This window comes from Salinadaptatus halalkaliphilus (assembly GCF_006543045.1).
GTDB classification, from domain to species: domain Archaea; phylum Halobacteriota; class Halobacteria; order Halobacteriales; family Natrialbaceae; genus Salinadaptatus; species Salinadaptatus halalkaliphilus.
The window spans coordinates 1-11570 of record NZ_RBZW01000005.1; the positions used below are offsets into that span (position 1 = coordinate 1).

At 53.7% G+C, this 11570-nt stretch carries 10 protein-coding genes and 1 pseudogene; 8 read left to right on the forward strand and 3 right to left on the reverse strand.

The features are described from left to right. Positions 1–33: 33 nt before the first annotated feature. Complete coding sequence (locus tag D8Y22_RS01845; protein WP_141462941.1) at positions 34–1935, reverse strand: hypothetical protein; 1902 nt, start codon at positions 1933–1935, stop codon at positions 34–36. Between the two features lie 297 nt (positions 1936–2232). On the opposite strand from D8Y22_RS01845, the gene D8Y22_RS01850 reads away from it, so the two are divergent. The 7 genes from D8Y22_RS01850 (at position 2233) to D8Y22_RS01875 (ending at position 8846) form a co-directional block, all read left to right on the forward strand. Further along, the gene (locus D8Y22_RS01850) at positions 2233–2781 is read left to right on the forward strand and encodes a hypothetical protein (protein ID WP_174811725.1); all 549 of its coding nucleotides are present in this window, start codon (positions 2233–2235) and stop codon (positions 2779–2781) included. A gap of 25 nt (positions 2782–2806) precedes the next feature. Continuing rightward, a complete protein-coding gene (locus D8Y22_RS01855; RefSeq protein WP_141462943.1) occupies positions 2807–3916 on the forward strand; it encodes an SMODS domain-containing nucleotidyltransferase in 1110 nt (369 codons plus the stop codon). Between the two features lie 21 nt (positions 3917–3937). Further along, positions 3938–6274, forward strand: coding sequence for a ThiF family adenylyltransferase (locus D8Y22_RS01860; protein ID WP_217350854.1), 2337 nt, complete (start codon positions 3938–3940; stop codon positions 6272–6274). After that, positions 6271–7569, forward strand: a complete 1299-nt coding sequence (locus D8Y22_RS01865; RefSeq protein ID WP_141462944.1) for an SAVED domain-containing protein — start codon at positions 6271–6273, stop codon at positions 7567–7569. The genes D8Y22_RS01860 and D8Y22_RS01865 overlap by 4 nt, the downstream gene beginning before the upstream one ends. A 196-nt stretch (positions 7570–7765) precedes the next feature. Further along, positions 7766–7918, forward strand: coding sequence for a DUF7837 family putative zinc-binding protein (locus D8Y22_RS23475; RefSeq protein WP_449421045.1), 153 nt, complete (start codon positions 7766–7768; stop codon positions 7916–7918). Between the two features lie 166 nt (positions 7919–8084). Further along, the gene (locus D8Y22_RS01870) at positions 8085–8312 is read left to right on the forward strand and encodes a hypothetical protein (RefSeq protein WP_141462946.1); all 228 of its coding nucleotides are present in this window, start codon (positions 8085–8087) and stop codon (positions 8310–8312) included. Between the two features lie 237 nt (positions 8313–8549). After that, positions 8550–8846 (forward strand): DUF3892 domain-containing protein, encoded by a 297-nt coding sequence (locus tag D8Y22_RS01875; protein ID WP_141462948.1) that lies wholly within the window; start codon positions 8550–8552, stop codon positions 8844–8846. Between the two features lie 9 nt (positions 8847–8855). Here the strand turns inward: D8Y22_RS01875 and D8Y22_RS01880 are convergent, their stop codons facing one another. After that, the gene (locus D8Y22_RS01880; protein ID WP_141462950.1) at positions 8856–9767 is read right to left on the reverse strand and encodes a metallophosphoesterase family protein; all 912 of its coding nucleotides are present in this window, start codon (positions 9765–9767) and stop codon (positions 8856–8858) included. Positions 9768–9985: 218 nt separating this feature from the next. Between D8Y22_RS01880 and D8Y22_RS01885 the strand changes: the two genes are divergently transcribed. Then, positions 9986–10831, forward strand: coding sequence for a hypothetical protein (locus D8Y22_RS01885; RefSeq protein WP_141462952.1), 846 nt, complete (start codon positions 9986–9988; stop codon positions 10829–10831). Between the two features lie 19 nt (positions 10832–10850). On the opposite strand, the pseudogene D8Y22_RS01890 reads toward D8Y22_RS01885, so the two are convergent. Beyond that, positions 10851–11183 (reverse strand): annotated as a pseudogene (locus D8Y22_RS01890) (transposase); the annotation flags it as partial. Positions 11184–11570 lie beyond the last annotated feature (387 nt).

Here is an 11570-nt window from a genome sequence, read left to right on the forward strand (position 1 = left end):
GATCCGACTTCTAGTCTAGTTAAAGTGACTATTTTAGACGCTAGTGCCCACACCATGATAGGTCGCAGCTAATTTCGAAAGCGTGCAACGGGCTAGTATACTTTGCAGCGTCGTTTCGATGTCGTCAAGGTCGGATTCTGAGAGCGATGGATCCCGCGTTTCCAGCGTTTCCCGAAGGTCGTCCCAGAGAATTTCTGCAGTGTAATTGTTGCGGTCAATCGATGTCTTTGTTGTGCGTTTAGCGGCAAGGGCGTACAGAGCTTCCTGATACAGGTCGTCGTACTCTGAGAGCTCGTCAAAAGCACGGTCGACAGAGATTTGCTCGCGTTCAGCGATGATTTCTTTAGCTTTTTCAACGCTTCTGTTGCTTGCTTGTTCCCAATTGACCGTATCAAAAGCAGTCTTTGCTGCTGAGAGACCTCTAATCTCGCCGAGTGCGCTGAATTCCTGGTTTACTGATGGGCTCTCAATAGCGGTCCTGTGATAATGATAGCGATCTCGGTCAAGATGGCCGTCAGTAAACCCGAATTCCTGGGGTGATGGGACGAGTATCGCTTTTGTGGTGAATGGATTCTTATCAGGGACGGAACGATTGTTACTTGAGCCTTTGATGAATGCCGGGTAGTAATACTGATTGGAACTCCAGCTATTGTGATGGAGCGTGACAATCACGTCTTCCTCACGTTCCATTACCTCATCAAAATCGTAGAACAGTTGCAAGTGAACATTCTCGATACCCTCAAGTCGGTCCTGAATCTTCCCCTGAAGATCACTACACACCTGTTCTGCGATGTCAGCTATTTCAGACCGAACAGCGAGGTGCCCGTTCTGCGGCACTACAGCACCCACATCAACGAGTTGTTGGATCATCGCATCTGTCCGACCACGGAACCCGCTGTTCCACTCTAGAATGAGATCCCAGTGGTTCTCAAACGCCGTTCGACAAGCGTCTGAATCAAGTGCTAACCATTGGGATAGCTCTTCGCGGCGTTTCTCAAGCAGGGTGTCAATACCTAACTCGAAGCTGTTGTGATCTGTGTCTAAGCCAATCTGCCGTAAGTCATCCAAAACCGACCGGGCTTCGTTGTCTCCGATGTAGTATCCAAGTGTCTCTGGCGTACCATCACAGCTGATTGTCTCGTCAGTGTCGATTTGTAGGATCCCAGCGACAGCATCGGGCGCGAGTGTTGCGAGCGCCTTCAGATGATTACCGGTGCCAAGTTTCGCATCGAGGTCTGATTGGAGTTGTGCTGGTAGATCTCCGATGTCGTCCATTGCCGCGCCGATCGTCGGGGTTGCTTGGAGCTGTTGATCGGTGAAGAACAACGAAAAGAACCGTTCGGGTTCTGCTACCTCTGTGTGATACACATCAAGATACCACTCGTACTCGCCTACGTTCGCATGGGCCAGCCACAGTGACCGTTTCAAAATCGGTTCCTTGTCGAGGAGATCGCGGATCGTTTCTGCTAGTTCGTTTCGTACAGCTTTCTGAACATCTTTCGCTTCTTTCACCGCTTCGCGGCCCTTCGGAGTGAGTTGCACCGGTTCGGTGTCTCGATGACCCTGAATAAACGGCCCCTTCAGGTCGGCGTACCGTTGCCCGACGTTGTCGTTGCCGTCGCCTGTTTGCTCGTAAAGACGCTTTGCCTGGAAGCCAGTCACATCAAACGTCGTGTCATTACGCTCAATCAGCCAGAGGAACGTTAACAAATGAAGGTCTGGCGAAGCCAGGTCAGGTGGTTCACCTTCCCCATTGTCTTCTCCGGTCTCTCCACTCTCATCAGGTGGTCTTTCATCTACATCCTGCTCATCCGATGCTGAAGCGTTGGTTTCGTCAGATTCTATTCCTGCCCCTATTGTCGTAGTCTCTTCACCATCCGCAGACTCACTCTCTCGTGCTGGTCTGTCCCGATGATCCTGCTCCTCTTCAGGCATTAGTAGTCAATATTAGAATTGAGATATAAAAATGTGAGACTAGTTCAGAATTGACTCCGTCGGGTTGCGTGGGCATCTGCTCATGGATCTGGTGGCAGGGCAGTGATTTGAGACATGCATCGACTGGTTCATTGATGAGTACAGAATCATACGGGAACGCATCCGTGAGCGTGAGAGTTTCATGAGCAACTCGTCGATATCGAGAAGCAACTGTCGATTCGACTGCGTCGCAGCGACATCGCGGGCGATATTGCAAGTCTCTCGCTTGCTCAACCACTGAATAATCTCACGTCTATCGTGGCAATCGATCAGCACGGGACTCTGGTTGGCGATGAGTTAGCGGATGTAATCGAAACCGAGTATGGCTTCGGCACGGGTACACAGGCCCGCCGGAGTGCGTTGTCGCTTGGACTGTTGGAGGGGTCCGATCGGTTTACGCTGACTGATCAGGGAGAACTCGAGGCGACGGTGCTTCGCAAATACGGGATTTCGACACTCCAAGAAATCGATGCGGTCAAGAGCGATGTCGGTCGATCGACGGTCGTTGAGGAACACCAGCCGCTAGCCATTCTACTGCGGAACTGCTATGAGCGACACCCGGAGTTCCGGTTGTTGCTTGACGCGCTGCGGAAGGTCGGCCCGACGATTCACTTCCCGGACTTGATTCGCCGGTTGGTTCACGTGTACCTGAACGTCTTCCTGAGCACGTTCTGCATGCAAGCAGGCCGAACACGAGCCCGGAAGGACATTATTTGGGCGGGGGTAGTCTGGTCGCCGACATACCGGATCGCGCTGAGAGTGAGAGTTTCCGCCGATGCGCTTGAAGCGCCGGTCATCGAAACTTAAGCCTTTCCAGTCCATGGCTTGCAGCATGGCCACGCTTCCCTCCCTGTTCAGAACTTTCCTTTCGGATATTAGACCCCAGGACGAACACCAGGACGCGTACAAAGAGGGGCACGAAACCCTCCGGGACCGTTTGCAGGATGATAACGACATCCAAGAGTTCTACGTCGCCGATTTCCTCCAAGGAAGTTACCGACGATGGACCGCACTTAGACCTAAAGAAGGCGAAAAATCCGACGTCGATATCGTTCTAGTAACCGATCTTCAGGATTATGAGGCCGAAGATGCGTTAGAACAATGCGAACCGTTCCTTGAGGAATATTACGAGGACCAATGGGAACCGAACGACCATTCGTACGAGATACGGGAAGAGGATGTAGAACTCGACCTCGTGTTGACAGTGGCCCCGAGCGAAGCTATACAGGAAGTTGCGAAAGCTCTCGGGTCACTGGACGTCGGGACTGCACTGAGTAAGGACGATCTCTCAACAGTGGCTGGCGCTCTCAATATGTCCGTTGATGGTGACGAGCAGTGGAAGGAGGATCCACTTGAGATCCCAGATCGGGAGGACAATAAATGGGAGTCGACACACCCGCTTGTGACGATTGCCGCCACTCTGGACAAGAACGATAGCACGGGCGGCCACTATGTGAACGTCGTCAAGGCCATCAAATGGTGGCGACGGACGAAAACACCAGATGTTGACGGCCCTACAAGCTACCCCCTTGAGCATATGATCTGGGATTGCTGTCCCGATGATATCGACAGCGTCGCTGAAGGCGTCACACAGACCTTTGAACAGATTGAAAGACAGTTCGAGAGTGAAGCACGAAATGAAGATATTCCGTTCCTGCCTGCCCATGGCCTTCCGGCTGTCCCCAAACATAACGTCCTCAAACAGATTGACGGAGAAGCCTTCGCCGCATTCCACAACGAGGTGTCAGACGCCGCACAACTGGCACGCACGGCACTCGATGAGGAGGATAAAGCAACATCCCGCGATCTGTGGCACGAACTCTTCGGGGATGAGTTCCCGCCGTATGGAAGTGATGACGAGAGCGATGACGGGGGAGAGAAAGCAATGACCCTTGGCTCGTCGTCACAAGTAGATGACCCCTCGGACCACCAGTTCGCTTAGTTATTTATACTGATCTGAGATATGCCTTCTGACGAAATCACTGAGGCCGTCGCAGCTATAGACGAGCGCGATGGAGTCACCGTTCTCGACGATCCATACCTTGAGGAAAACAGGGGAAAATGGATCGTCAAAATCCGTCTCCGACCAGACGACTTAGCTGATCATCCGGAGGTACCACATGAGACTGACTGGTATCTCCATCTGCGTGACACCTTTCCAGCCGGACCAATCGGAATCTACCCTGCAGATCAGGGCGCGAACACGATTACTGCTACGTTTGCCCACCAGAAACTGAACGTTGCTGGCAGTGACGACACGCCGTGGCGCAAAGGTGACATCTGTGTTGCTCGGTACGGTCATACGCTTAATCAGACCGGAGCGACAGGCGAACCTAGTACGGGAACGGACCGGCTCTGCTGGCATATGGACCGTGCGTTGCAATGGCTGCGGAACGCTGCCCAGGGCGAGCTCCGTGAGCCGGACGAACCGTTTGAAATTCCGGCGTTCAATACGGCCGATGCTCAAGGGCCGACACTTGCGTTCAACGAATCGCGGGAGTCATTTGACGATTGGGCTGACGTGTATGGCCAGTGGGGAACCGTCGCACTCTATTCTGTTCCGACCGCTGAAGAGACCTACGTGACCGGCGCATTCACAGATAGTGACGGTGAGGTAATCTACGAGCCTGACTGGGGCGGATATATTGATACAGAGACGGACGATGCGGTTTGTGGGGCGTGGGCATTATTAGATCAGGTTCCGATCGATCCGCCGTGGGAAGCCCCGGAAACCTGGCAGGATCTAGAAGGCTTTTTCGGAGAGACGGCGACGGATCCGTATGACCTTCGTGCGAATATCAAGCCAGTCCTGGAGGAAGAATCGGTAAAGATCCTCCTAATCGGGTTTCCGATCCCTGCACAAGTTGGTAACGAGCCAGAACTCATCTACTGGCAACCGATTGAGATTGAGGAGTTCAAAGATCCACAGGATGTCGGTCACCGACCAACCGGTCAAGGACAAAGCCGAGCTGCCCGGATTGTAGCGGGGCGCGAACAGATCCGGTGGCTTGAAGCAAACAACTGGTCGCATGACCAGCTCATCCGACGTGGCCACATGGACAGGTGGTTTCTTGATCGCACCATCGTGCTCATCGGAGCGGGTGCACTCGGCAGTATGGTGGCAGAGAATTTAGTGCGGGCCGGGTGCCAGCAGCTCACCATTGTCGATAGCGACACGTATGAGATCGGGAATGTGTCTCGTCATACCCTGTCGCTGGATGGTGTAGGCCGCAACAAAGCAACAGCGCTCGCTGACCGTCTCCAATCTGTGGCCCCGTATGTTCAGGCTGTCGACATAGACACAGCATTTCCACCGAGTGGTGAGATGCCAGCGTCAATCAGCGACGCAGAGGTTGTCATTGATTGTTCAGCCTCGCGTGTTGTTCGCCGCGCACTCTATGACGAACATTGGGACCACCGCGTCGTCTTTTGCTCTGCTGCCATGGGTCGCCGAGCCAACCGTTTGTTCTCCTTCACCGCCTATTCCCACACCTTTCCGTACACTGACTACGAGGAGGCCTTTAACCTGTGGCGGTTACAGGAACAGGTTGAATGGGACGATGAGACGGATGCAGTTCCCGAGCGTATCGGTTGCTGGCACCCTGCGTCAGTCGTTCGGACAGATCGCGTTATGACATGGGCAGGAACCGTGACACGGCTTCTCGACAATGCGACTGCATTGACTCTCGGAGAAACAGATTTCACCGTGCTGGAAACTTCTGAAGACGGCGAGATACCAACGATCTCGCAGGCTAACCCACCCTTCCAAGATATGACGACATGGCAGGCCCCGACCTCGCCAGTCACGGTCCAAGTACCCGAGAAATGTCATGAGGCGATGTTCGAACGCTGTCGGCAGGATCACCCTTGCGAGACAGGTGGAATCCTAGCAGGAATCGACCGCGGCGACGACCCTGCACTCCTCATCAATGCCCAAGATCCACCCCCTGACTCAATTCAAGAGCCAACAAAGTTCCTCCGTGGAACCGACAAGGTCGAGGACTGGCTTCGAGATGCCCGGGAAAGCCTTGGAATAGATTATCTTGGTGAATGGCATTACCATCCCGCAGCACCACCCGAGATCAGTCCCGACGATCGGAAAGCGATGAACGAGATCGCTGCTGACGATGGTTATGACTGCCCGCACCCCTTACTCTTCATTGTCGGTCAGGGCGACAACAAGGAGTTCGCGGTCAACGCGTATTTGTTCCACCGCGATAACGATTATGAGCAACTCTACCGTATGAATGACCAACCAGATGATACAGGGGAGGCGGGTACGGATGGTAAGACAGTATGACTGATCCAACAGGCAAGATCTTTCTCAGCTACAAGCACGAGCAATCGGACACCGCAGATCTGCTCGAAGATGCGTTATGGGAGCATGGTGTTCCGGTGTGGCGAGACCAATCGGATCAACCATCAGAGCCACTCGAATCAGGCTTAGAACACATCATCGAGGACAAACGGCAGATCGCTGGTGGGATTGGACTGATCAGTGAGGATGTTGCTGACTCAGATGTAATTCTAGATGTTGAACTCCCTCGGTTTCGGGAGCGGTGGGAAGCTGACGACACGTTCTTGGCAGTCATCGTTCGGTGTCCAGATATAGGTGTGTCGGATGCGAAAGTTATCCTCAGCAAATCCACGTCCCTCCATGATTTCTCTTCATGGTATATGGAACAACTGGACGAAAAGACGCCTGAAGCGGGTGCTGAGGTCGCTGACTTCGTGCTGCAGCAGCGTCTCACTAAGTTGGATGCAGCACTTGACGATGGCCAATCCATTACGTGTTCGCTTGATACCTATGAAGAACCAGCCCACAAGCCACGGTCTGACCTCAGAATTGATTGGTCCCAGCACTTTGACCCTGGGCCTCCCTCACAGGAGATCTGGAACCAGCGGCTGATTCCCGCGCTCACGACGGTCACCGATCGGATCAGATCCGAAGCGCCTGGTCGCCCGATCCAGATGCGTGGCTATAGCCACCTCCCTGCCTCGTTTGCGTTAGGTCGGTGCCTCCAAGCAACGCGGAATGTCAATGCAACGTGGATGCAAGCTGATCAAGCTGGAAACACGCAAGCATGGTCGCTCGACAAGGATGCAGAGGCCAGTGGGATATCAGCCGAGTTTACCCGGAAGAATGCCTCAGAATCGGACCTTGCGGTCTTAGTCAGTATTTCTGATAATGTACGTCCTGAAGTGGCAAACACGGTATCGGATCTCTCCGAATTTCGAGGCGTCCTTGAGTTCACACCGGGTGACGGGCCAGACATCAGATTAACTCCTGACCAAGCAGGTCACGCTGCATCCGTGTTTCGCACGGAGATACGTAAAACGGTTAATGAGATCGCCCCAGTGTCCAAGATTCATCTCTTTATGGCAGCTCCAACAGGACTCGCCTTCCTGTTCGGCCAACAGACCAATACCTTCCCACCCATCCAAACCTATCTCCTCCCAAACGGAGCCAATACGTATCACAGAGCGGCGTTGCTCCTCAATAACCAATCGGATGACAACCAAGCAGAATCAACAGAGAACCCGTCCACACTCGGTTACCGTATCAAGGAGACCATCACAAACTGGTTCCCCTAGTCCTGAAATTAATCAAAAAAGACAAATCGCGTAGGAGATACAGACCCTCACGTTCTGCTCCTAGTGGTTTCAGTTTCACTGTGGTTGGGTCGGTTATATACAGATCCGGGTGCTACACTGGTAGTAGAGGGAGCAACTACAACCACTCTGTCACCGTCACACGCGCTCCCCCTTTCCATATTCCCGTCAGCTAACCATGTCCACGACGAATCCACCATCTCTCGGTACATGCCCGTTCTGCCATACCGAGATCACGACGACCGACGTGATCCTCGAGTACGAAACAGAGACGGGACCGGCAGTATACGCCGAGTGTCCCGAGTGCCGAGACGTCGTAAACCCGCAATAACCGCCGTACCATGCTATTTGAAGGTGTGAATCGGTTACTGACTCGGACATCGCAGGAAGAGGTCGTGTACGAGTGCCGGCGCTGCGGCACCACCGTTGACAGCGAGACCGAGACCTGTCCTGCCTGTGGGGCAGACGCAATCGTTCAGCACCAAATATCCTAACTGATGACCGAAACGTACGAGCAGATCCTAGAGATTGTGGCAGAGAACCCGGGAGCCACCGTCGAAGAGATCACGGATCTGGCCCACGACCGTGGTATCACCGATACCGATATCTCGGGCGTCCTCTCAAAAGCGGTCAACAACGACGATCTTCTCGAGTTCGATGGACGGTACTGGGTGATGCGAACAGGCAACTACCGGTTCCACCAATACGATCACCCGGAAACCTGACTCCCTTCTTCCAGGTCTGTATACGGTCCCCTGCCCTATTCCATCGCACGCTCCAATCAAATCGTCTCTGTGATCGCCGATTCGAAATCTGCTGGTTGCTGCGTTCCGATGAAAATCCGTGGCCCATCGGTCAACACAAGTTCGACGCCGCGGCTGCCCCAAAGCCGGTACACCGTATCGCCACCGGAAGACCGGCGCAGACCCCAGTGCCACCCACCGTAGGTCGTCGCTGAGTAGATTGCAACCCGGACATCATCGACTGTCCGATACAATGAGGACGGTGACCGCATCACCGCGGTAAAGCGGCGGAAAGATGCCGGAACAACACTGATCGAACCGGAAGAGAAGGACCGATGGGAGGTGATCATGGGGCTCACAGTCGGTCTCGAATACTGTACCGCCTACAAGAACAGCGACGGTAACTATGTGCGTGGCAAGGACATCCACAAGGTCGATATCAGCGACACGACGTACCTCCGGACGGACGGCAACGAAATCGAGCAGGACAACCTTGGAGAACTACCTGAATTCTGAATCGGGTTCTCAACTCCGATTAGCGTAGAAATCGATCAAGTGCCCATCGTCGTTGTAGACGAGCGACCCTTTCGGATCTCTCTCCACCTGAGAGATATACTCAGAGAATTCGTCCGCAAACCCTGTCGGTGGCGATTCCCACAGCTCTACCGCGCACTCGACGATCTCGTCTTCGGACGCATGGTCGCGGTCAAGTCCGTGGGTAACGCCGTAGAAGGCGGTTTTCGACATTTCACGCAATAGTTTGACGGGTTTCCAGCAGAACATGCAGTTGTGGTACTCCGGCCCGATCAAGACTCCTCGCTCCAGGTGGCGCTGACAAATGGTCGTATCAAGACTACCGATGTTCCGAAAGTCAACGTCAAACGGTGGTTCGTCACCAACTTCGACTACGAAATATCCGCCATATAGAGTCGTAGCGGCTTTCGAATCATCCCGGTACAGGAATGCGGAGTTGAGCATCCGGTCCTTGTACCGGCCGGTGTGCGTGTGGCCGCAGAAGTAAGCCCGGCCTGGGAAATAGTCGATCATCGCCTTCTTCTCTGTATGTGTGACGAGAATATCGTCGGGGGCGACGGCGTCCGGATCCTGGGTAAAGCGTTGGTCTCCCACGGTGACGGAGCCTTCCTGTGGGACGTAAGCCCCGACATCAAGAGTGTGGTCAAGATCGCCGTAGTAATCCCGATTTCCGTACACATAGACGAGGCCATTGTCGGCGCGGTCAGCAAGCGTTTCCAGATACGGTTCGACAGCCCGGAGCTGTTCCCCGCCAGTCGCTTTATCCTCGTTGTGGGCGTTCGTGAAGTCGCCGACGTGAACGACAAAATCGAAGCGCTCGCCCTCGGTATCGGCCACAACCCGTTCTAATGATTCTGTATTCCCGTGGTTGTCGCCCATCACGAGGATCCGCTGCGAGGTCATGGTCTTCCTGAGTCCTTGGCCAAGTATAAACCTACAGTGATGACTCAGTTCAAACTCAAGCTACCCGCCTGATCGCAAGCCGTCTGTCTAACGCATGATACATGTCTGACGTACGTTTAAGTCGCGGCTCGAATTACCGCCGATAAATCCTTCAAACACTGAAATTCACAACAGCCGAAGCGGTTACAACCAAACTTGCGATACCACCAAGACACATCATGAACCCCGACTCCTCTCGCAGTACGACCCTGTCGCGCCGCGCAATCCTGACCGGCCTCGCATCCATCACCGCCCTTCCAACTGCAACCAGCGCTGCGAACACGACAGGCTCATCCTCGTTCGGTCAGCCGTCGATCCCCAATGCATTTCGCGGTGAGTCCTGGAAACAGAACGATTTGGGCGAAGACGATAACAATGACGTCGCCTGGGTCGGTCAGTCTCTCCAGAACACCACGATGCAGTCCCGTGTCGAAAAAAACCTCGGCATCAGCCCACCGCTATGGAACCTGTACACGTGGAACCTTGAGACGATCCGCAGCGAGAAATACATCGACTACAACAGTGACGATGACGGTGGAGGCATCCCACTCCTGAGCCAAGTATCGCTGCCCATCGGACCTGGCTCGGTGTTTATTGACCTAGACGAAATCAACCAGTTTCTCGAGGACAACACGGAGAGTGTGGTCAGTGCCACCGCCGTAGAGCTGTTCACGGATCAGGTCGAGTCGGATTACCCGTTTAGTCAGATCGATATCTGCTCAGGGCTCTACGATGAGGAATGGCTCAGCTGCCGGTTCAACGATGTCAGCTATAGCAACGCCGAGGCCATCCTTGAGGACTCGTTCACCATCACTGCCACGCACACAGCAACAAACGGCGACGAAGAGTTCGAAATTGAGTACCGTGGCTTCCTCGTTGTCCAGACCTACAACCGGGGCAAATCCTATACGGTTGCAGGAGTGGTCTACCCGGAACGGATGGATGACGATGGATGGTGGGGTGACTACGAGTTTGGCGAGTCATTCATCGCCGATAGCCGCGACTTCATAAAGAACACGAAGTAGAAGCACCGCCGAAAACAAATTTAGAGCGCGACGGTCGGTCGCACTCGCAGCCTTTCAACCCTGCAGAAACGTAGACTTCGTCGATTTCGATCGGACCGACGAGGTTGAGTGAGGGCGCGTTGAGTCCTTCGTAAAGCGCTCGACGCGCTGGCAGATCGTTTTGTACTGGACGTCGGTCTCTAGCTGAAGTTGCGAAGACTCGTGTTAAACCGGAGAAACGTGTGAATCGAGAACAGCTACTTCCTGAGCGCGACCTTCGAATGGGCAAAGATCGTGCCGGTCTTATCATTGAACGTGTGGTCGCAATTCTCACAGAGATAGCCTGAAACAGTCCATAGCTGTCATACTGCACTAGTCCATTTTGAGTCAATAACAGATCCGGACTGTTCCCAAGGGGGAAGAGAGAGGACTAATGAGACGTTGAGACAATTACTTCTCATGCCGGTTTTGAAGGAATATGCGGACTCCAACGAGAAGGACGGTTACTACGTTCATGCCTACGTCTATGGGATGAGTCATCCTCTTCCGTTACAGACACCAGAGGTAACCGAGAAGGTCTATCGGAAACTCGGTTATAAGCCTTTGAAACCAGGGAATGATGGCGGTGTTGATGTCCCGAAGCACTTGACGTGGACACTGTACAATAGCCCGTTGCACGCTTTCGAAATTAGCTGCGACCTATCATGGTGTGGGCACTAGCGTCTAAAATAGTCACTTTAACTAGACTAGAAGTCGGATC